The organism is Leadbettera azotonutricia ZAS-9 (assembly GCF_000214355.1).
Lineage (GTDB): Bacteria > Spirochaetota > Spirochaetia > Treponematales > Breznakiellaceae > Leadbettera > Leadbettera azotonutricia.
Genome location: NC_015577.1, coordinates 174,004 through 195,508 on the forward strand (window position 1 = coordinate 174,004; position 21,505 = coordinate 195,508).

Annotated in this window: 18 protein-coding genes; 15 read left to right on the forward strand and 3 right to left on the reverse strand. The window is 51.9% G+C overall.

Annotated elements, in window-relative coordinates; all coding sequences use genetic code 11:
- Nucleotides 1-94 precede the first annotated feature (94 nt).
- The 5 genes from TREAZ_RS00740 (at nucleotide 95) to arfB (ending at nucleotide 4,669) form a co-directional block, all read left to right on the forward strand.
- On the forward strand, nucleotides 95-1,675 hold the full coding sequence (locus TREAZ_RS00740; protein WP_015709867.1) for a DUF1538 domain-containing protein: 1,581 nt from the start codon (nucleotides 95-97) through the stop codon (nucleotides 1,673-1,675).
- Nucleotides 1,668-2,480 (forward strand): P-II family nitrogen regulator, encoded by an 813-nt coding sequence (locus tag TREAZ_RS00745; RefSeq protein WP_015709868.1) that lies wholly within the window; start codon nucleotides 1,668-1,670, stop codon nucleotides 2,478-2,480. The genes TREAZ_RS00740 and TREAZ_RS00745 overlap by 8 nt, the downstream gene beginning before the upstream one ends.
- 66 nt (nucleotides 2,481-2,546) lie before the next feature.
- Nucleotides 2,547-3,050, forward strand: coding sequence for a LysM peptidoglycan-binding domain-containing protein (locus tag TREAZ_RS00750; protein WP_015709869.1), 504 nt, complete (start codon nucleotides 2,547-2,549; stop codon nucleotides 3,048-3,050).
- Nucleotides 3,051-3,074: 24 nt separating this feature from the next.
- Nucleotides 3,075-4,244, forward strand: coding sequence for a methionine adenosyltransferase (gene metK, locus TREAZ_RS00755; protein ID WP_015709870.1), 1,170 nt, complete (start codon nucleotides 3,075-3,077; stop codon nucleotides 4,242-4,244).
- A 29-nt stretch (nucleotides 4,245-4,273) separates the two neighbouring features.
- Complete coding sequence (arfB, locus tag TREAZ_RS17620) at nucleotides 4,274-4,669, forward strand: alternative ribosome rescue aminoacyl-tRNA hydrolase ArfB (RefSeq protein WP_245535111.1); 396 nt, start codon at nucleotides 4,274-4,276, stop codon at nucleotides 4,667-4,669.
- Between the two features lie 10 nt (nucleotides 4,670-4,679).
- Here the strand turns inward: arfB and TREAZ_RS00760 are convergent, their stop codons facing one another.
- Nucleotides 4,680-4,988 (reverse strand): MGMT family protein, encoded by a 309-nt coding sequence (locus tag TREAZ_RS00760; protein WP_015709871.1) that lies wholly within the window; start codon nucleotides 4,986-4,988, stop codon nucleotides 4,680-4,682.
- Nucleotides 4,989-5,200: 212 nt separating this feature from the next.
- Entirely contained in the window at nucleotides 5,201-5,863 is a 663-nt protein-coding gene (locus TREAZ_RS00765; RefSeq protein ID WP_015709872.1) for an MIP/aquaporin family protein, read from the reverse strand.
- A gap of 173 nt (nucleotides 5,864-6,036) precedes the next feature.
- On the opposite strand from TREAZ_RS00765, the gene TREAZ_RS00770 reads away from it, so the two are divergent.
- The 8 genes from TREAZ_RS00770 (at nucleotide 6,037) to TREAZ_RS00805 (ending at nucleotide 15,667) form a co-directional block, all read left to right on the forward strand.
- Nucleotides 6,037-8,214 carry a methyl-accepting chemotaxis protein gene (locus TREAZ_RS00770; protein ID WP_015709873.1) on the forward strand — a complete coding sequence of 726 codons (2,178 nt, stop codon included), beginning with the start codon at nucleotides 6,037-6,039 and terminating at the stop codon, nucleotides 8,212-8,214.
- Nucleotides 8,215-8,330: 116 nt separating this feature from the next.
- Nucleotides 8,331-8,786 carry an SH3 domain-containing protein gene (locus TREAZ_RS00775; RefSeq protein WP_043922643.1) on the forward strand — a complete coding sequence of 152 codons (456 nt, stop codon included), beginning with the start codon at nucleotides 8,331-8,333 and terminating at the stop codon, nucleotides 8,784-8,786.
- Entirely contained in the window at nucleotides 8,786-9,676 is an 891-nt protein-coding gene (locus TREAZ_RS00780; RefSeq protein ID WP_015709875.1) for a M48 family metalloprotease, read from the forward strand. The genes TREAZ_RS00775 and TREAZ_RS00780 overlap by 1 nt, the downstream gene beginning before the upstream one ends.
- Nucleotides 9,673-11,928, forward strand: coding sequence for a CHASE2 domain-containing protein (locus TREAZ_RS00785; protein ID WP_015709876.1), 2,256 nt, complete (start codon nucleotides 9,673-9,675; stop codon nucleotides 11,926-11,928). Before TREAZ_RS00780 ends, TREAZ_RS00785 begins: the two co-directional genes overlap by 4 nt.
- Nucleotides 11,929-11,939: 11 nt before the next feature.
- Nucleotides 11,940-12,416 (forward strand): SH3 domain-containing protein, encoded by a 477-nt coding sequence (locus TREAZ_RS00790; RefSeq protein ID WP_015709877.1) that lies wholly within the window; start codon nucleotides 11,940-11,942, stop codon nucleotides 12,414-12,416.
- Nucleotides 12,413-13,333, forward strand: coding sequence for a M48 family metalloprotease (locus TREAZ_RS00795; protein WP_015709878.1), 921 nt, complete (start codon nucleotides 12,413-12,415; stop codon nucleotides 13,331-13,333). Before TREAZ_RS00790 ends, TREAZ_RS00795 begins: the two co-directional genes overlap by 4 nt.
- 316 nt (nucleotides 13,334-13,649) lie before the next feature.
- The gene (locus TREAZ_RS00800; RefSeq protein WP_043923198.1) at nucleotides 13,650-14,510 is read left to right on the forward strand and encodes a flagellin N-terminal helical domain-containing protein; all 861 of its coding nucleotides are present in this window, start codon (nucleotides 13,650-13,652) and stop codon (nucleotides 14,508-14,510) included.
- A gap of 92 nt (nucleotides 14,511-14,602) precedes the next feature.
- Entirely contained in the window at nucleotides 14,603-15,667 is a 1,065-nt protein-coding gene (locus TREAZ_RS00805; protein ID WP_148257618.1) for a rhamnose ABC transporter substrate-binding protein, read from the forward strand.
- Here TREAZ_RS00805 and TREAZ_RS17175 read toward each other — a convergent pair.
- The gene (locus TREAZ_RS17175; RefSeq protein WP_015709881.1) at nucleotides 15,664-18,237 is read right to left on the reverse strand and encodes a hybrid sensor histidine kinase/response regulator; all 2,574 of its coding nucleotides are present in this window, start codon (nucleotides 18,235-18,237) and stop codon (nucleotides 15,664-15,666) included. The two genes, TREAZ_RS00805 and TREAZ_RS17175, sit on opposite strands and share 4 nt — an antisense overlap.
- A gap of 153 nt (nucleotides 18,238-18,390) precedes the next feature.
- Here TREAZ_RS17175 and TREAZ_RS00815 point away from each other — a divergent pair, with 153 nt between their 5' ends.
- The gene (locus TREAZ_RS00815; protein ID WP_052297617.1) at nucleotides 18,391-20,460 is read left to right on the forward strand and encodes an AAA family ATPase; all 2,070 of its coding nucleotides are present in this window, start codon (nucleotides 18,391-18,393) and stop codon (nucleotides 20,458-20,460) included.
- Nucleotides 20,461-20,462: 2 nt separating this feature from the next.
- Nucleotides 20,463-21,458: a helix-turn-helix transcriptional regulator gene (locus TREAZ_RS00820; protein ID WP_015709883.1), complete on the forward strand. Its 996-nt coding sequence runs from the start codon at nucleotides 20,463-20,465 to the stop codon at nucleotides 21,456-21,458.
- Nucleotides 21,459-21,505: the final 47 nt, after the last annotated feature.

Genomic DNA, 21,505 nt, shown 5'->3' on the forward strand with positions numbered 1-21,505 from the left:
GGGATTCTCCATGAAAATGTCAAAAATGTGCAAGGTCTGTGACCCCTCTTTAAAAAAATAAAATAGTTTCGTATAATGAAAAAAAGGGCTTTGAATGAATAAAGTATTAAAAGAAAAAATCATGGAAGCCTTCTCATCGGTGCTGCCAATCACGGCGATTGTGATCATTGCAAGCATTATCTTTGTGCCCATGTCTGCGGGCATCATCATAATGTTCATAGTCGGCGCTGCATTGCTCATCATCGGTATGGGGTTCTTTACCCTTGGGGCTGATATGGCTATGATGCCTATGGGCGAAGGCATAGGAGCGCAGCTCACCAAAGGGCAGAATATGCTTCTGGCTGTGGGTATCAGCTTTTTGATGGGCGTTATCATCACCATTGCTGAACCGGACCTCATGGTGCTGGCATTGCAGCTTGCCAAATCACTTAACATCTGGGTACTGATTATCACGGTGGGCCTGGGTGTTGGCATATTCATGGCCATAGCGGTATTGCGTGTAATTATCGGCGTGCCCCTGCGCTTCCTCTTACTGTTTTTCTATGGAATCACCTTCGCGCTGGCCTTCTATATGACGAAGAATGGCAATACAGCCTTTGTCCCGGTGTCTTTTGATTCCGGCGGCGTAACGACAGGCCCGATTACTGTCCCGTTTATGCTGGCTATGTGCGTCGGCGTCGCGTCCCTCCGGGGCGACAAAAGCGCCAAAAACGACAGTTTCGGCTTTGTTGCTTTGTGCAGCATAGGCCCCATAATATCGGTGATGGCCCTCGGCGTGGTCCTGCAAATCACCAATGTGCCGCCGAACAGCCTTCCCGAAGAGGAGATTACCGCTATTGCGGGTTACACCGACCGCGATGTGTTTGAAGCCTTTCTCTTCGAATTTCCCGATACGATCAAAAATGTGGGTACTGCCCTTGGGGCAATTCTGGTATTCTTCTTCATATTCCAGCTGATTACCCGGCGTTTCCATAGGCACCAACTCGTCAGGATACTCGTAGGCTTTGTCTACACCTTCATAGGACTCGTGGTATTCCTCACCGGAGTGGATGTGGGCTTTATCCCTGTGGGAAGCCTCTTCGGCAGCGAACTTGGCGCATCCCCCATCAAGTGGGTGCTGATCCCCCTCAGCATGGTCATAGGCTACTTCATTGTGGCTGCGGAGCCTGCGGTGCATGTTTTGAACAAGCAGGTTGAGGAGGTTTCGCAGGGCGCTATCACCCAAAAAGTCATGGCCAAGGCCCTCGCTATTGGCATGGCTCTTGCCTTGGGCATAGCCATGGTGCGCATCCTTTTCAATATCAGCATTCTATACATTCTCGTCCCAGGCTATGCATTCGCCTTGCTGCTTACCTTCTTTGTCCCGCCGATTTTTACTGGTATAGCTTTTGACTCGGGCGGCGTATGTTCGGGCCCCATGACCAGCACCTTCCTGCTGCCCTTTGCCATAGGCGCCTGCGCGACGGCCGGGCACATGGATGATGCCTTCGGCATTGTGGCCATGGTAGCCATGACCCCCCTGGTAGTAGTCCAGCTTTTGGGCCTGGTATTTAGCTTCAAGCAGAAGAAGCTTGCCGCGTCCCAGCTGGAACAGAAGGCCGATACTATTGGCGGCGTAAGCGAGGACGAAGCAGGGCACATCACGGTATTCGAGGAGGGGCCCGCTTATGGCTAAGAACAAAACCGGCGGCTTCAAATTCCCCTTTAAGCTCCCGATCTTCAGGAAATTCGGGCATGATGAAAAACCAGCGGAGCAGGCCCAGAATGTCGATAAATCCCCGCCACTGCTAAAATTGGTGTTCTTTATCGTGGATTGGAGCAAAACTCAGATTATTTCCAATGTTTTTGAAGAGGAAAAGGTACGTTTCCATTTTATCAGCAAGGCTACGGGGACTGCCCGCACCGAGATACTCGACCTTCTGGGCATAGGGTCCAGCGAGAAGGCGCTGGTGCTCTGCCTGGAGCAGGAAGTCCTGGTGCCGGTGCTTTTAAAGGAAGTCCGCAAGAAGCTGGGTTTTCATAATCCCGGCGCGGGCATTGCCTTTACTGTCCCCCTTTCGGGAATCAATACGCCCCTGCTCAGGGTTTTTAAAGAAAGCATACACCAGAACGAAAAAATCGTCTTTGAAAAGCAAGGAGGGGCCCCCATGGCTGCCGAAACCAAATCTGAAATCAACAACGATCTTATTATTGCCGTCATCAACCGCGGCTACAGCGAAGAATTCATGACCGCAGCCCGGGAGGCAGGCGCTATAGGCGGCACAGTGATAGATGCCCGGGGTCTTTCCCACGAGGGGCCTGTGAAATTCTTCGGCGTCTCGGTGCAGGATGAAAAGGAGGTAGTCCTCATTCTTACGAACAGGGAAAAGAAAGTGCCCATCATGCAGGCGGTTAGCCAGACCTGCGGGCTTGCCTCCAAAGCAGAAGGCCTTGTCTTCGCTCTGCCGGTGGACAGCGTCCTTGGCCTTAGCTTCGAATAGGTCTTTACTTTTTATTTGATTTAAGCAAAACTGATATCTGGTTCATGAAACTTTAAGGAGAAAAATATGAAGAAAATTTCCGTCCTTTGTTTGGTTGCATTGACAGTCTTTTTTGCACTGTCCTGCAAAACCGCCCCGTCGTCGTCATCCCCAAAAATTGAAGGTGATGTAACCCAGGAAAAAGTGAATACCGCCCTGGAGCAGATCTATGACACCTATAGGACCAAGTTGATCTTTACAGATGCCCAGGATTACACCGTTAAATCGGGGGATTCCCTATCCCAGATTACCCGTACCTATTACGGCAAACTGACAGGCGTAGGGGAAGCCGGCCCCAGCAACGGGTTCTATTTCCCTGTTATCATGCTGGCTTCTGACAGCCACATCGTCGATCCTGACCTTATCGAACCCGGGATGAAGCTCAAGGTAGTGGATCTTCAAAAGAACCTGGCCAATCCTGTTTCCAGGCAAGCCATCAAAGATTGCCTCAACGATGTAGCCTATGTTTACAACAAGAAAGGCGTAACAGCAACAGAAGACGGCCTCAAGAAACTGGCAAATTCTCTTTAATCCCGGTAAAAGGGCAGGTGTCTCATGGAAGAGCGGCGTTATTTTTTTACGTCTGAATCTGTAGGCGAAGGGCATCCTGACAAGCTCTGCGATCAGGTTTCCGACGCAATCCTGGATGCCTGCATTGGCAAGGATCCCCAAAGCCGCGTCGCGTGCGAGACCTTTGCCTCCACTTCCCTCGTGCTCGTGGGGGGGGAGATCACTACCGATACATTTGTGGATTTTCAGACTGTAGTGCGGGAGGTGGTCAAAAACATTGGCTACACCGACCCCGCCTACGGCCTTGACTACCAGTCGATGGCTGTTCTCGACATGATCCACAGCCAGTCCCCGGACATCAGCCAGGGGGTTTCGGGCACGGGCCTTGACGAATACAAAGGCCAGCAGGGCGCAGGGGATCAGGGCATGATGTTCGGTTTTGCCTGCAACGAAACTGAAGAGTTCATGCCCCTCCCAATTACCCTGGCTCACAAGCTCCTCAATAAAGCCACTGAACTCCGCAAGAACAAAACCCTCAAGTGGCTACGCCCCGATGCGAAGAGCCAGGTGACCGTCGAATATGAAGGCCACAAGCCGATTCGCATTGATGCGGTGGTGGTATCCCATCAGCATGACCCTGAAATCGCTTATGATGAATTAAAAGCCGAAATCATCGGGAAAATCATAAAGCCCATACTTGAACCCACAGGTCTGCTCGATGTAAACACCAAGTACTACATCAATCCCACAGGCCGTTTCGTGACAGGCGGCCCTTTTGGCGACACGGGCCTCACGGGCCGCAAGATTATCGTGGACACCTACGGCGGCATGGGTCGCCACGGCGGCGGTGCTTTTTCGGGCAAAGATCCCACCAAGGTTGACCGTTCAGCCGCGTATATGGCCCGCTATGTCGCCAAGAACATCGTTGCTGCGGGCCTGGCCGAACGCTGCGAAGTCGAGCTTGCCTATGCCATCGGCGTCCCCTTCCCGGTCTCGGTCATGGCGGACACCTTTGGCACTGCCAAAATCAGCGAGCAGCACATCGAAGACGCGGTAAAGAAAATCTTCGACCTTACCCCTGCGGGCATTATCAAGACCCTGGATCTCCGCCGCCCCATCTATCAGAGGACCGCCTCCTATGGGCACTTTGGTCGTTCCGAATTCCCCTGGGAAAAAACCGACAAGGCAGCGGAGCTCAAGAACACGGTGAAATAAAACTGAACACAGCCCTTCTTCGCCAATCCATACACGCCGCAGCCGAAACCAGCTTTTCCAGATCCGGCGGTCCCGGCGGGCAGAATGTCAACAAGGTCAGCACCAAGGTAACGCTGCGTCTTTTTTTAAGCGATCTCCTGGGCCTTTCCGAAGCAGAGCTGCACCACCTCCGGGAAACCCTGGGCTCCCGTCTCTCGGGCGAGACCAACGATGAACTCGTCATTGCCGCAAGCGAAGAGCGCTCCCAGCACACCAACCTTGAACGGGCCTATGCCCGCGCCGAGGCCCTTATCGCTTCGTCAGCCAGCCTCCCCAAGCGCCGGCGCCCCACCAAGCCCTCCAAAGCGGCCCGCGAAAGGCGACTCAACTCCAAGCATATGCGCGGCCACCTGAAGGCGGACAGGAAGCCTGCCCTGGACGATTGAATTTCCGCTTTTAAGCAGGTTTCACCCCGAATTTTTCCATATCGACCTTGCCTGCCTTTGACACCGCAACCCCCTCGGAACGAAGCAGGGCCGTCTGCTCTTCCCTCCCGGCGCAGCTCTCCAGGGCAATGAACCCATCGGCCCTGATAATGCGCTGCCAGGGCAGATGCTGGCTTTCGGACATGGAGTGGAGGATGCGGACAACCTGGCGGGCCCCGTTCCGGAGGCCGGCCGCAATGCCCACATCGCGGTAGCAGGAGACCTTCCCCGCAGGAACCGCGCGTATGGCTTCGATAATGCGGCGTGTGCTTTCTGTCATACCAACGAGTATACTACATATTTTTCCGGAGCATCCATGAACTGTCAGGGCAGAAAAAACCGGATGCCTAATATGCCGGCGTAACACGCCTTGGTATTATGCACCCGGTTAGAACGGAGAGTTGTTAGAATGGCCTAACAGTGATAGGATACAACACCTTAAAAATTTTGTCAAGTAAGTTTAGCCTAACTTTCTGTTTTTCCGCAAAAAAGTCAGTCTTCGGTCCCAAGGACGAATTTCCCAAAAATGGCAGCCAAAGCGCCGCCAACCAACGGGGCCGCGATGAACACCCATACCTGGGCAATGGCATTCCCCATGAGGAGAAGGGCAGGCCCGAGGCTCCGCGCGGGGTTAACCGAGGTGCCGGTGAGCCTGATGCCCAAAAGATGGATCAACGTGAGGGTAAGGCCAATGACGATGCCTGCCTTTTTTCCGCTGCCGCTTTTCGGCGAGGTGACCGCAACGATGGTAAGGACAAATACGAAGGTGAGGACCACTTCGGCAATTATGGCCCCGCAAAGATCAATGTTGGCGCCGTAGCCATTCTGCCCAAGGCCGGTCTGGGCAGGGTTGGCTCCGGTCGATTTGACAATGGCATAGAGCAAGGCCGCGCCGGCAATGGCGCCGAGGATTTGGGCCGCTGCATAGAAGGCAAATTCCAGCCAGCTGATGCGCTTGTTGATGGCCATGGCAAGGGAAACCGCAGGGTTCACATGGCAGCCCGAAACAGGACCGATGGTGTACGCCATGGCGACAATGGCAAGGCCAAAGGCCAGGGCAGTGGCAGTCAAATCCACGCCGCTGAACACAGCCACCCCACATCCGAATAGTACCAGCACCAGGGTACCGAGAAATTCCGCAATACACTTTTTCATAAGGGCTCCTTCTCCGTAATGCTACAATGTTAAAGGAATAAAACCAATGCTTGCGCGGGAAATTTCATGGTTCAATACAGCCTAACATCTGTTAGGTTAATCAAAGAGGCTATTCATATTGAAAGAAAAATAGTATCATACGAAATAATTATAATTATTTCTGGAGTAAAAAAATGAAATTAAAATTTAGATTGACATTAATTATGGTCGCTCTGGTGGTTGTAGTGGTGGGAGTTATCTCCGTTGTCCTCCTCTTCCGGGCCAGCAGCATGCAGGGAAAATCGGCCCGTGAAATCCTGGAATATCAGACCGGCATGTATGCCAAGCTTTTGCAAGCCCGGTATGAAGTGTATTATGATACCGTCCAGACACTATGTCAGGTATTCAATGGCTATGAAGATGTGCCTGTTGAAAATCGGCGGGAACAGTATGATGATATGCTGAAATCGGTGCTGGACTCAAATGCCAATTTTGTTTCGTTGTTTACTATATGGAAGCCCGGGGTAATTGACGGCAATGACGCAGCCTACGCCAATACTCCCGGCAGCGACGAAAGCGGCAATTATATCACTATGTATACCCGGCAAAGCGGCACAGTAGAGAAGAAGGCCTATATTGAATGGCGACCCCTGATAGCTGCCCTGGATTCTACCCCGGATATGTCGAACCCGGTTTATACGACCGTGGCGGGGCAGAAGGCAATAGTCGGGGATATCCGGGTTCCCATTATCAGGGACAAAGACAATGCGGTAATTGGCTTGATAGGGGTTCAGATGAATTATAACGCTTCCCAGGAAGTAGTTCTTGGAATCATACCCTATAATTCGCCAAAGGGCAGCGCGGGGCTTTATGCCAATGACGGCACTATCGTGGCCCACCATGTAGCCGCCCGGATCGGCGAAAAATTCCAAACCGCTTCCCTGGGTACCCTTGGAGCCCAGGGGGTCAAGGACATAGAAGACATATCCCTGAAAGGCGGAAAGCCCGTAATGGTAGAATCCAATGGCCTCTTTATAGAGAGCTATCCTTTCGTGGTTGGCAAAACAACTCTCCCCTGGACAGTAACAGCGATTATAGACACCGGGACGGTTTTGGCAGATGTTACCGCAATGGAACGCTTTGCCGTCATTCTGGTAATTATAGCCGTTATTCTGTCGGTGATTATTGTTTTCTTTGTTGCCACCCTCATCGTCAAACCTATTCTCAATGTAACTCTTACCCTCAAGGACATATCCGAAGGCGAAGGGGATCTTACCAAGACCATTGATATAAAGGGCAATGATGAAATCGCCGACCTTTCCAAATTCTTTAACGCTACCCTGAAAAAGATCCGCGACCTTGTGGCGACCATTAAAAAGCAGGCTGCCGCCCTCTTTGACATAGGCAACGAGCTGGCTGCCAACATGACCGAGACTGCGGCGGCTATTAACGAGATCACCGCCAACATTCAGAGCATCAAGGGGCGGGTCATCAATCAGAGTGCGTCGGTTACCGAGACTAATGCGACTATGGAACAGATCACCGTCAATATTGATAAGCTGAACGGTCATGTGGACAAGCAGACCGAGAGCGTTGCCCAGTCATCCTCCGCTATTGAGCAAATGCTGGCGAACATTCAGTCGGTGACCACCACCCTAATCAAGAATGCGGAAAACGTAAAGAACCTGACAGATGCATCCGAAATGGGCCGCGGCGGCCTGCAGGAAGTTGCGACGGATATACAGGAAATATCCAAAGAGTCAGAAGGGCTCTTGGAAATCAACGCGGTTATGGAAAATATCGCCAGCCAGACCAACCTCCTCTCCATGAACGCGGCTATCGAAGCGGCTCATGCGGGCGAAGCCGGCAAGGGTTTCGCGGTAGTAGCCGACGAAATCCGCAAGCTGGCAGAAAATTCCGGCGAGCAGTCCAAGACCATCAGCAACGTATTGAAAAAGATAAAGGAATCGATAGACAAGATCAGCAAGTCGACAGACGCGGTTTTGAACAAGTTTGAATCCATAGACAGCGGTGTAAAGACAGTAGCGGACCAGGAAGAGAACATCCGCAACGCCATGGAAGAGCAGAGCGAGGGGAGCAAGCAGATACTGGAAGCTGTGGCGAAGATGAACGAGATCACCCAGCAGGTAAAGGGCGGCTCCGAAGAAATGCTCGAAGGCTCGAAGCAGGTAATCGCCGAAGGGAAGAACCTCGAAATGGCTACCCAGGAAATCACCAACGGGATGAACGAGATGGCCACCGGGGCTGACCAGATCAATATCGCGGTAAACCAGGTCAACACCATTAGCGGAAACAACAAGGACAACATCGATATCCTGGTGCGGGAAGTTTCACGGTTCAAGATCGATTAAATTCTTTCAGAAAGAGCACAGCATCCCTCGCAGCTTGCCGCGGGGTTGCTGATGCGCGTCTGCTGATAGCTGGATATTTGCACCGCTTTAGTGTACACTGGGCCGGTGAGGTTTCGGTGAAAAAAAGCATGATTTTTTTGGCGTTATTCCTCTTGGCCCTGGGTTCTGCCACTGCCCAAACCGGCAATACGCTCTATGTGGCGGTTAAAACCGCAGAAGTCAAATCCTCCCCGTCAATTTTTTCCGACTTGCTTGCCAGCCTCCCCCTGGGGGATGCTGTCACTTTTTTGCGGGCCGGGAACAAGTGGGTTGAAGTAACCACAGCTGCGGGTGTCCGGGGCTGGGTCCTGGAAGGCGCCTTGAGCGCCAGACGGGTAGTCTCCTCAAACCGTTCAATTGATTCCGGGGAAGTAGCCATGGCTGGCAAGGGCTTTACATCCGAGGTGGAGAAGCTTTTTAAGCAGCAGGGCAAAGCCGATTATTCACAGGTGGATGCCATGGAGGCGCGTTCCGTGCCCCTGGCTGAACTCCAAACCTTCCTCAAGGAAGGCCGCCTTTTAACGGGAGAATAATGAAAAAGCTCATCCTTGGGTTGTTTTGCGCTCTATGGGTTGTTTTTGCTGTTTCCGCCGAGGGCCAGGGCCAAAAAGCTTCGGGCTCCGGGCAGGCCAGCCTGCTTTCAGGCGATGTATCGGATGCCCTTTCCGGGATGGATAAAGCCCTGGCAACGGCTGGGGATGAAATGACCTCCATCGACGATTACTACCTGGGCAGGGCGGTGGCTGTGAACATACTCGGCTCATATAAAATTTACACTGCGAATCCCGATTTGACCAGCTACCTCAACAAGATCTGCCTCGCCATTACGGTGAATTCCCCCAATCCGGTGCTGTTCAACGGGTATCATGCCGAGATTCTCGACAGCGCCGAGATCAACGCCTTTGCAACTCCCGGAGGGCATATTTTCCTTTCCCGGGGGCTCATTGCCTGCGCCGATTCTGAAGACGCCCTGGCTGCGGTAATTGCCCACGAAATTGCCCACATACAGCTCCGCCATGCGGCAGCGATCATACAGGCCCAGCGGACAGTGCAGGATCTGACAGACGCGGGCCGCAGGGCGGCTGCTATCGCAAGCCGCGACTCCAGCCCCGCTGAAAGGGCTGTGCTTTTTGGGGAAGATGTTAGCAGTCTGACTACAACGCTGTTCAAAAGCGGCTATGCCCAGAGCCAGGAGTACGAGGCCGATACCACAGCCCTTGCCCTGCTCAGGAACGCAGGATATGACCCTTCCGCGCTTCCTGCGGTATTGCAGGTTATGGAGAAAAACCAGAAATCCCACGCAGGGGGCTTTAACAATACCCACCCTTCTCCCGCATCCCGCATCGCCAGCCTGGGGCGCATCTCGGGCAATACCAGGGGCAGGGATACCTTGTCTTCCCGCCAGTCCAGGTTTAAAAAATGAAGCAGTTCTTAGCCAAATTCCACAAACCTCTGGCCGCACTAGTTATCGCGGTCTTTCTTTGCTTTGTTGCGGTCTTTGGCTATCTTCATGGGGCTTTCGATTATGTTGAATACAAGCTTTACGACTTCAGGGTGAAATTGTTTGCCAATTCAAGCCGCCGGTCGAATGATATAATTGTTGTTTTTTTGGATCAGGACAGCCTTAACTGGGCGGATCAAAATAAGCATTGGGGCTGGCCCTGGCCTCGTGCGGCTTATGCTGAAATTGTGGATTACATGAGGCTGGGCGGTGCAAAGTCAATTGCATTCGATGTAATTTTTTCCGAACCTTCAATCTATGGGGCTGCTGACGATGCTGCCTTTGCCAGGGCTTCCTCCGCATACGGCAGGGTGGCGCAGGGGGTCCTCTTCAATTTGCAGACAGGCATTACCCGTTCCTGGCCTTCTGGGCTGGACAAGCCGGTTTTTGATCCTCGCAGTTTTGGAGCCAGCCTGGGCAATTACAGCCTTTCGGAAGAAGAAGGCGCTACTGCGGGCCAATTCCCCATACCCGAGTTAAGGAATTCTGCGGGCGTTATCGGGAGCATTAATGGCAAGGCTGATTCCGACGGTATATTCAGGCGGATGCGGCTTTTTACCCTTTTTGACGGACGGGCAATACCAGGGCTTTCCGCAGCCTCCCTTCTGGTGACCGGTGAAAGCAAAGAAATTATCGACAACCCCGAAGCAAAAACAATAGAATGGGGCAATTACACTATCCCTGTTGATAAAGAGGGGAAGACATTGCTCCGCTTTAAGGGCGATCTTGAGAGATACCCCAATTACAGCGCCATGCATATACTGCAAAGCGCGGAGGCTGTCGCCAGGGGCGAAGAGCCCCTCCTGCCTCCGGAAAATTTCAAGGATGCGTATGTCTTTTTTGGGTATTATGCTCCGGGGCTTTATGATATTTTCGCCTCCCCCATATCCTCGCTGTACCCCGGCGTGGGCGCCCATATCACCATGCTGGACAATTTGCTTACAGGCGATTTTATAAAGCAGAGCCCCCAGTGGCTGGATATGCTCCTTACTATATTGCCCTCAGTATTGATAATACTTTTAGTGCTGTTTTCAAGCCGTATACGCCTTACGGTGAGCGGCACGGTTTTGATATTCGCCTTGCTTTTCACAGGCTCTGTAGCGGTGTATAGATTTGGCATTTGGGTTCCCATGGCCGCCCCCCTCATTACCGCTATATTTGCCTTTATCGTAGCTACCCTTTATGGATACGCCACGGAAGGCAGCCAAAAGCGTTATATAAAAGGAGCATTTTCGCGCTACCTTTCTCCAAAGGTTATTGAAGAGCTTATTGACGATCCCTCCAAGCTTGATTTGGGGGGCGAAAAGCGGGAAATGACCGCTATTTTCACGGATATTCAGCGTTTTTCATCGATATCCGAAGGCTTGCAGAAGGAATACGGCGAAGACGGCCCCCGTGCCCTGGTCAATCTCCTCAATCTCTACCTGACGGAAATGAGCAATATTATCCTCGAAAACGAAGGCACTGTGGATAAATACGAGGGCGACGCCATCATCGCGTTTTTTGGCGCGCCTATATGGACCGAAAGGCACGCAGCCCTTGCATGCCGCAGCGCCATCCAAATGAAGAAGAAGGAGCTTGAGCTAAAGGCGCAAATCATGGATCCTGAAGGCGCCTTTTATTCGCCATTGGGCAAGCTCATAGAAAAAGGGATTATACGCTCCGAGCGCCCCCTTTATACCAGAATCGGAATCAATACCGGGGACATGGTGGTTGGGAACATGGGCACCCCGGACAAGATGGACTATACGATTATGGGGGATGCAGTGAACCTGGCTGCCCGGCTCGAAGGCGTAAACAAGCAGTACGATACCGGCGGCATCCTGATCAGCGACTTTACCCGAAACCAGATCGGGGATGAATTTATCCTCCGGGGCTTGAGCCGGGTCCGGGTGGTGGGCAAGAAAGATCCGGTGCGGCTCTTTGAACTTTTGGAATTGAGGGAAGAGGCGTCCCAGGCATTGCTGGATATGGCGGGCCTTTGGGATAAGGGATTCAAGGCTTATGAGTCAAAAGAATTCCTCGAAGCGAAGAATGTTTTTAGCACCATATGGCAAAGGGACAATAACGACACTGTGGCTAAGCTTTACCTGGGCCGCTGCGAGAAATTCCAGGCAAGCCCCCCTGAGCCGGACAAATGGGACGATGGGGTAGATAATCTGACTGAGAAATAGGAGATTTAAGGATGAAAAAGTTTTTTCTTTTGACGGGCCTATTGGTTTTCTTGGCCACCGCTGCCTTTGCCCAAATCGCCAAGGGCAATTCGGCATGGGTTTCTGCAAAGACCGTGGCGGTAAAATCGTCCACCGGATTTTTTGCGTCAAAGCGCGGAACCCTGGCGTATGGGGATCAGGTATCGGTGCTGCAGGTTAAGGGCAGCTGGGCCGAGATCCGTTCGTCTAACGGAGCGGTCACAGGCTGGATTGCCACAAGCAGCCTGAGCGCCCGGCGCATAGTTGCCACTGGTTCGGGCAGCGGCGCCTCGGCAAGCGAAGTGGCCCTTGCGGGAAAAGGCTTTAACCAGGAAGTGGAAAATGCCTATAAGGCCGATGGCGATCTCAATTACGCCGATGTGGACAAGACCGAAGCCATAACGGTTGCGGAAGACGTGCTTCTCAAATTCATAACCGACGGCCATCTTTTTGCGGGGGAACAGCAATGAAATTGCGCACTATTAAACTTTACCTTCCTATTATGATAAGCGCTTTGGTTGCGGTGGTTTTCTTTTCTTGCGCGGGCATTGGCGCTGCCGCAGGCATTGGCGCCCAGATCGCAAGCAGCGCCGGTCTCATCAGCCAGAACACCGCCGATGCCATCATCGTAAGCGGACAGGCAGCCGACAAGGCTTTTGAGAATATCACCCCGGAGCAGGAATATTACATTGGCAGGGCAGTAGCGGCCAATATACTCACCACCTATAAACTGTACAATGGAAGCCCCGGCCTCACAGCCTATCTTAACCGCATTGCCAACACTATTACGGTTAATTCATCCCGGCCTGAAATTTACAACGGCTATCACCTCAATATACTGGACAGCGACGAGATTAACGCCTTTGCCACTCCCGGCGGGCACATCTTTATTACCCGGGGCCTCATAGCCTGTGCCGATTCTGAAGATGCCCTTGCTGGCGTTATAGCCCATGAAGTGGGTCATATACTGCTCCAGCACAGCCTCGAGGCCATCAAGAAAAGCCGCAATAACCAGGCCTTTATGACTGCCCTTGTCGCAACTGGCGGCGCTGCCACCAACACCGATGTAAAACAGCTCACGGAAGTCTTCAATGCGTCCATCGGCGAGGTTCTCAACACCATGCTGAATTCAGGTTTTTCCCGGGATCAGGAATTCGCCGCCGATTCAATCGCCCTCAGCCTCATGGCTGGTTCAGGCTATGAGCCCTCCAGCCTTATAGAAATGCTCCACTCCCTTGAGAAGAACCAGGCAAGCCATGCGGGGGGATTCAACAAGACCCACCCCACACCGGCGCAGCGTATTGCGAGCGCGGAAAAGTCTGTCTCCCAATATACAGTGGCCGACACAAGGTCTTTCAGGCAAGCACGGTATAAGGCAGTGAAGTAGGGAGCCGGCAATTAAGGGGAATTTGGCCCCTTAACCGGCTGCCATAAAAACTTTTCCGATTCCCTAAAGCTTATTTTTTAAACACCGATATTTATAATGAAAGTGGACTAGATCCGTGCGCCCGTTGGGCCTCCGCGGATCGGGACACGTATCCTCACCCTTCCGGGAACGGGTGGGTCGAGGGTTCAAAGGCACAAATCTCTCGATTTCTGAGTATCCCTATAGGAGTACTCGGAATGTTTACGGCATGGATGCCGCGGTGTCGGCCATGGCCATTGGGGCTTTTGGTGCACCGGAAATGCCAAAGGAGTGTTTTATGATTATTAATCACAACTTAAGCGCAATGTTTGCCGACAGGTCCCTCAAGGAAACCCAAGTGTTCCTGACAAAGAACATGGAAAAACTGTCTTCAGGCTTGCGGATCAACCGCGCCGGCGATGATGCCTCAGGACTCGCTGTTTCTGAGAAGCTTAGAAGTCAAATCCGTGGTTTGAACCAGGCGTCTACAAACGCCCAGAACGGTATTTCGTTCATTCAAACTACAGAGGGCTATCTTCAGGAATCTGAGGACATCATTCAGCGCATGCGCGAACTGGCTGTCCAGTCTTCGAACGGTATCTATTCCGACGAAGACCGGATGTACATCCAGGTTGAAGTTTCGGCGTTAATCGACGAAATAGACCGGATTGCGTCCCATGCCCAGTTCAACGGAATGAACCTCCTCACCGGAAGGTTCGGCCGGCTGATTGGTGAAAACGTGGTTACTGCTTCCATGTGGCTCCATATCGGCGCCAATATGGATCAACGCGAGCAGGTATTCATTGGTACCATGACCACTAAAGGCCTTGGTCTCAGGAATATCGGCGACGATTCCATTCTTTCGATGTCCGCTCCGGACAGCGCCAACCGTGCCATTGGAACCCTCGACGAGGCGATTAAAAAGATCAACAAACAACGTGCTGATCTTGGCGCCTACCAGAACCGCCTGGAACACGCGATCCGCGGCTTGGACGTGGGAGCCGAAAATATGCAGGCTTCCGAATCCCGCATCCGCGATACCAACATGGCTAATGAGACTGTGGCTTACACCAAAAACCAGATTCTCACCCAGGCTGGAACCGCAATGCTTGCCCAGGCCAACCAGAGAGGTCAAACGGTTCTTCAGCTCTTACAGTAGCAGTACTAAGAAGAGACGTGAACGGAAAGGCGCCGTTCCGGGTAATACCGGAACGGCTTCTTTTTTGTCCAAAAATCAGGTATACTAACTTTATGAAAAGAATCATGTCCATTCTATCCTTTCTCCTGGGGGCAGTTATTGTCCTGGGAGGTCTTGGGGGCTGCCGGAAAAACAGCAGAACTGTATTGAACGGGGAAGTGGCGGAAAAGCCGGGTAAAATAATAATCTATTTTATCCCGAAAAATCTGGGGAACCCCTATTTCGATGCTCTCAGTTCCGGTTTTTACAATGCAATTGCTCAGCTTGGGGAAGATAATTTTCAATATTATTATACCGGGCCGGATACCGCAGAAGCGACAAGCCAGATCCCCTACGTGGAGGAGGCCCTGCGGAACAAGGCCGATGCCGTGTTCATCGCCGCCAATTCCAATGATGCCCTGAATGGCATTTTTGATCGGGCCAGGCAGCAGGGTACCCGGATTTACATCATTAATCAGGATATACCCGGAAGCGAATCCCATCGGAACGCGGCGATTTTGCCGGTTAATTTCGATACCATCGGCAATTCCCTTATGGAACAATTCGGGAAGCTGATGGACTACGAGGGGAAGTTCGCCATCCTTTCCGCCACTGATGACGCCCCGGATCAAAACACCTGGATCAGCCTGATAAGACAAGAGCTGGCAGCCGACCCTCAGTATAGCCGGATGGAACTGGTCGAAGTGGCCTATGGGGACGATCAGTACGAAAAGTCCGTGGCCGAGACTGAGGCCCTCCTTGCCAGGCACAGCGATCTCAAGGGCCTCATAGCCCCCACCGCTGTGGGGCTTCCTGCCGCCGCCGCGCTGATCCGGGAAAAGGGGCTTTCGGAGAAAATCAGAATCACCGGCCTTGGGCTGCCCTCGGAAATGCTGGAGTTTGTGCTGGACGGAACCTGCGAAAGGTTCCAGCTCTGGAACCCTCCCTACGAAGGCTATCTCGGGGTCTACCTCATTTGGGCTGAAAAACGGGCCGGATTTGTGCCTGTTCCGGGAGCTGTCTTTACCGCCGGGAGGCTGGGGGAATATACCATCCTGCCCAACGGCCAAATCCTGACGCTCCAAACCCCCATGGTTTACGACCTTTCAAATATCAGGGAATACGCCATCCTGTTTTAAACCCTCTGGGCCGCATTTAGGTACTGACGGAGCTTTCTCATCACTTCGCTGATATCAATGGGTTTCCCCACATGATCGTTCATGCCGCTGGCAAGGCATCTTTCGATATCCTCCCTAAAGACATTGGCGGTCATTGCGACAATTGGCACACGCTTCGCGGACGCCATGCCCTCGAAGCGTTTTTCCTCGAAAGCGCGGATGCAGCGGGTAGCTTCGAGGCCGTCCATCTCGGGCATCTGGACATCCATAAAGATCATGGCGTATTTATCCGGGGCTTCGCTGAACATTTTTAACGCCTCGACGCCGTTGCTGGCGCAGTCGATAACCAGAGCGGTGGGCTCCAGGAGGGCCAGGACAATTTCCCGGTTGATCTGCACGTCTTCCGCAAGGAGTATGCAGAAACCTTCGAAACAGCCTGAATCGTCATCGGCTTCTTTCTTCTGGGCGAGATGGTGATCCAGGCCCAGATATTCGTTGATGTAATCCACGATAGATGAAGGGAAAAAAGGCTTGGAAAGGAAATGTTCCACTCCGGCGTTCTTGGCTTCGTTCTCTATCATGCTCCATTCTGTAGCGGAGATCATTATCACTACCGTCTTTTTCGGCGGCGATGCAGCCTCCTGGGTTTCCCTTTCTTTTATCCACTTGGAAAGCTCGATGCCGTTAATTCCGGGCATCTTATAATCAATAAAGTAGAGGGAATAGGGGCCGTTTTTTTCTATCAACCCCTGGGCTTCCTCCGCGCCGGAAGCCAGATCGCAGGTGAAGCCGTAATGGAGCATAATCTCGCCGAAGTATTCCCGGGTCTCAGGATCGTCATCCACTGCCAGCACTTTAAAGGATTTCCGATCCGTTACGGGTATTTCCGGGGCCGTTGCTGCTTTGGAAACCTTGACGGCCTCAATGGTAAAGATGAAGGCGGAACCTTTGCCCAATTCCGATTCAATCCAAATCCTGCCGTTCATCATCTCCACGATCCGCTTCGAGATAGCCAGTCCCAGGCCGGTACCGCCGAACTTCCGGGAGGTCGCGCTTTCTGCCTGGGTAAAAGAGGTGAAGAGCTTGGCCTGCTGTTCCGCACTGATGCCGATTCCCGAATCAGTTACGGAGATCTCAATAGTACAGATCCCATCCTGTTCCCCAATCCATTTGGCGTCCAGCCAAACCGAACCCCGCTCGGGGGTGAATTTTACCGCATTGGAAAGCAGGTTTGCGATCACCTGGGTAAGACGCTGGTCGTCCGCGATGAGGAAGGGGGGGATGTTCTTGTCCACCCTGACCCTGAATTTCTGCTGCTTTTGATCTACCCGGAAGCTGATCACGTTCACCGTCTTCTGAAGCATCTTTTCAAAGTTGAATTCCACCGGGCTGAGATCGAATTTGTTGGCCTCGATCTTGGACATGTCCAGAATATCGTTGATCACCCCCAGGAGATGGGTGGAGGCGTCTTCGATCTTGGAAAGGCAATAGTCCTTCCGCTCTATGGCATGAGAGGTCTTGGCGATGGAAGTCATGCCGATAATGGCGTTCATGGGGGTCCGCATCTCGTGGCTCATGTTGGAGAGGAAATCGCCCTTGGCCCGGCTGGCGCTTTCCGCTGTTTCCCGGAGTTCCGCCAGGCGGACATTCTGCTCCTGGATCTTTTTGAAGGGGATGACGATAAAATTGGCCGCCACAAAGGCTGCGAGTATCCCCAGGCTCATAAAGATCGCCGCGGAAATAAGAAGGATATTCCGGTTCATGGCTCCGGGACTCTCGTCGATGGGGGCCGCCACAATGAGAGTCCAGTCGTCAGAACCGCTTACCGGCATATAGGCTCCTACCCGAGGCACCCCTCCGTAGCTGTAAATTCCGGCGCCCGCCTCCCCTGTCCGGATTCCCCGAATAAACCCCTCCCTTTCCTCGCCCTCAGGGCCGGGGTCCATTACATCCAAGAGGATATGCCGTTCTTCGACCAGGAAAGGACGGATGTTGGCGATAATGACCCCTTCTCCGTCCAGGAGAAGGATGTTGCCGGAGTTCCAAATACGGAAATCGTCGAGGATGTCCGAAAGTATCATCCCCGGCAAGGTAGCCACCAGGATCCGGGACCCCATAGGCACGCAAATCCGGATGACCAGTTCCCCGCCGGGGTCAAGTTCCGTGGTAGTAATCACCCGTTCGCCTACAAAGGCGCGCCGGGCATAGGCGCTCCGGACAAAGTCCTGCCCCGGAACAGGGAACCCGTAGGAAGCCACTGCCCCACGGGAGCTCAGAATCGCGAGGGAGAGGTAATTATGCTCCTGCGCCTGGTCTGTCAGAGCCATCTTGAGGATCTGTCCCTCCGAGGACGCCGCATCATTCATGGCCGCCTTAAGGATCTCCGCCGCCGCCACATCAGCCTCGATCTTCATCAGCCGCAGGTTGGTAGCCACCAGTTTTTCGGCTATCCGGCTCACCACCGTCATGTCGCTTTTGATGGTTTCCACCAGATGGAGCCGGTCAAAGTACAGGCTTATAACAAAACTGGAAGCGGTAATCAGCGCAACAATCGAGGCTATAATGAGGACAATCTTTATCCGAATGGACACCAGGGAACCCCGTTTTTAATATCTTGGGAATAGTATAGTTCGTTTCGAATGAAATCTCAAGGAGTTTGCGCTATTCTGCTTTTAGGGCCCGAAAAATGCAAAAAATTTCTGATCTATCAATCAATGATAGATCTACCATCCTATACTATCAGCATGAATATAAACGAAGCGTTTGCGGACATAGAAAAGCGGATGAACGGCGTGGAAGAGCTCATGAAGTATTGCCGCAAATCCGGCGGCAAAGAACTGGATCTTTCCGGCAAAGATCTTGAAGAAATCCCTCCAGCTCTGGCCGACCTGAAGGGCCTTGTGGTGCTGGATCTCAGCAATAATAAGCTCAAAGAGCTTCCGGATTTCATGGGCAGCCTTGCTACCCTGGCATACCTGAACTTGAGCCATAATAGGCTGTGCACCCTGCCCGAGTCAATGGAGAGCCTTGACGATCTTGAGACCCTCAACCTTTCCCACAACCGGTTTAAAGAGCTGCCTAAATTTATCGGGGTACTTCCTGCTTTGGAAACCCTGAATATCGATGACAATAACCTGGAGGGAGTCCCGGAATTTCTGGATGATTTAAACGTCGGCAAGGAACTCAACCTGCTGGATCATATCGAAAAAATCATAAATCTTTCGAAAAAGAACGGGCTGAGCAGGATTTTTTACCGCATTGCCGACAGCCATATCAAATTTGTTGCGGAAAAACTTGGCATAACACCCCTGCAGGCAGTATTGTTTTCCCATTTTATCGATAACTGCGAAGACAATAATATATTGATAAGCCAAATCGGAAAGGCAATTGATGTCAGCAATACCAAAATTCTGCAATACATGAATGAACTTGAGGTGCTAGAAAAGAAAAAGCTCATCCGCTGCAAAAAAGGCGACAGCATCACCTACCGTGTGCCCCGTGAAGTGTTGACCGCCTTCAGGAAGGATACAGAATTCAAGCCCGCAAACCACGCGAATATCCATATCGAGGAGTTTTTTACCGTCGTGGAGGATTTATTTGTCCAGCGGAACAATGATGAATTGACCCTCGAAAACCTGGACGAGGAATTGAACCTCCTGCTGGAAGAGAACATGCAGCTTGTCTTTTCGCAAAAGATAAAAAACGCCGATTTTAATACAATGGACAGGGTCCTCTTGATCTGTTTCTGCCATCACTTTGTGAACAACAACGATGACAATATCAGGGAGCATGATTTTGGATTTGTCTACAGTGACGACCGGTATTTTTTAAGCGAGATTAAGCGGGCCCTGAAAAACGGTAATCATATACTCATGGAAGCGGGACTGATCGAGAATGCCGTCAGCGATGGGTTTGCCGAATCGGATGCCTATAAGCTTACCGATAAAGCAAAAAAGGAATACCTTGGGGAACTGAATATCAAGTCCAATCTGAACAAGAACAAAAAAAACCTCCTGTTATCCGATACCCTTGCGGAAAAAAAATTATTTTATAATGACAAAGCAACTCAAAGTATTGAGCAGCTGGCTTCTTTGCTGGAGGAAGAAAATTTCAAAACTGTGCAAAAACGCCTTGAAGACCAAGGCATGCGGAAAGGATTTACCTGCCTCTTCTATGGCCCTCCCGGCACAGGAAAGACCGAGACAGTGTACCAGATAGCCCGCCGGACCCACCGGGACATCATGGCAGTGGACATCGCTGAAACAAAGAGCTGCTGGTTTGGTGAGAGCGAAAAGAAGATAAAGGAAATCTTCACCGGCTATAAAGCCCTGGCGGAAAATGCCGAAACAACACCTATCCTGCTCTTCAACGAAGCCGATGCGGTTATTAGCAAACGCATGGAGCTGGGCAAAAACAGCGGATCGGTTGCGCAAACCGAAAATGCCATACAGAATATCATCCTCCAGGAGCTGGAAAATCTCGATGGCATATTGATAGCCACCACCAACCTTACCGGGAACATGGATAAAGCCTTTGAGCGGCGCTTCCTCTATAAAATTGAATTCGAAAAGCCCGACAATAACGCCAGGCAGGCTATTTGGAAGGCAATTATACCGGAATTATCCGATGCTGATGCAATGGAATTGGCCACCAGGCATGATTTTTCCGGAGGGCAGATAGAAAATATTGCCCGCAAGCGCATTGTCAGCAGCATCATCACCGGAACAGCCCCTACCCTTGATTCGCTCATTTCTTTCTGTCAGGATGAAATAGTGTCCAACGAAAAGGAAAAGAAAATAGGGTTTTCAGTATAGCCATGAGTACCAGAAAGAATGCATCCAAACCGGCATTGGACAGGTTCTATCAAATTGATGAAGAGATCGCCTCGGGAAAATACCCCAGCGCCAGGAAGCTGGCGGAGACGATAGGGTTCAGCGAGGCTACGATTAATCGGGATTTGGCTTTTATGCGGGACAGGCTTTATGCCCCCATTGAATACAGCGCCATTCACCGGGGCCTCTATTATTCGGAAAAGCCTTATCGCCTGCCCGGCGCGTTCACCTCCATGGAAGATATGCAGGCCCTGGGGATGGCGAAAAACCTGCTTTCCCTTTACCATGACACCCCTCTTTACGATGCAGCAAAGAACCTTCTGGATAGCTTTACCGCCCCCCTGGCAAGCGACAAGAACCCCGGCTGGTACGAAGACCGCATCATAGTTCCCCCGGTAGCGTCGGCCCCTGTTTCAGAGGAAACATGGAAGGTCATCACTGCGGGGCTCAAAGAAAACAAGGCCATCATCTTTGAGTATCAGGGCGCCTGGGACGAAGAATTCAAACCCCGCCGGGTGCGGCCTTATCAGCTCCTTTTTGATACAGGGGTATGGTATCTTTACGCTTATGCCGAAGAACGCAAAGCCATACGCATTTTTTCGCTCCCCAGGATAAAAAACCCGGTGCTCACCAAGGACACTTTTACCCTTCCAAAGGATTTCGATTATTGTTCCAATGCAGACGGCAGCAATTTCGGGGTTTTTGCGGGGGAAAAGAAATGCCGCTTCGCCATTGCGATTTATGGCGAATCGATCCCCTGGGTCCAGGAGCGGAAATGGGCTGCGGATCAGGCGACTAAAGAAACAGATGATGGGATCATTATAAGCTTTACCAGCACCCAATACGGCAAGGTGCTGGAATGGGTGCTTTCCAAAGGCTGCAACGCAATGCCCCTTGGCCCAAATGAACTGGTGCAGGACTGGAAAATTCATATCAATTTAATGAAAAAGATGGCAGGCAAATCAACAAACCCGCTCTAAAAGCGGGGAATTAAGCCCCTTTTTTAAGGTGTAGCGAAATCGTGTAA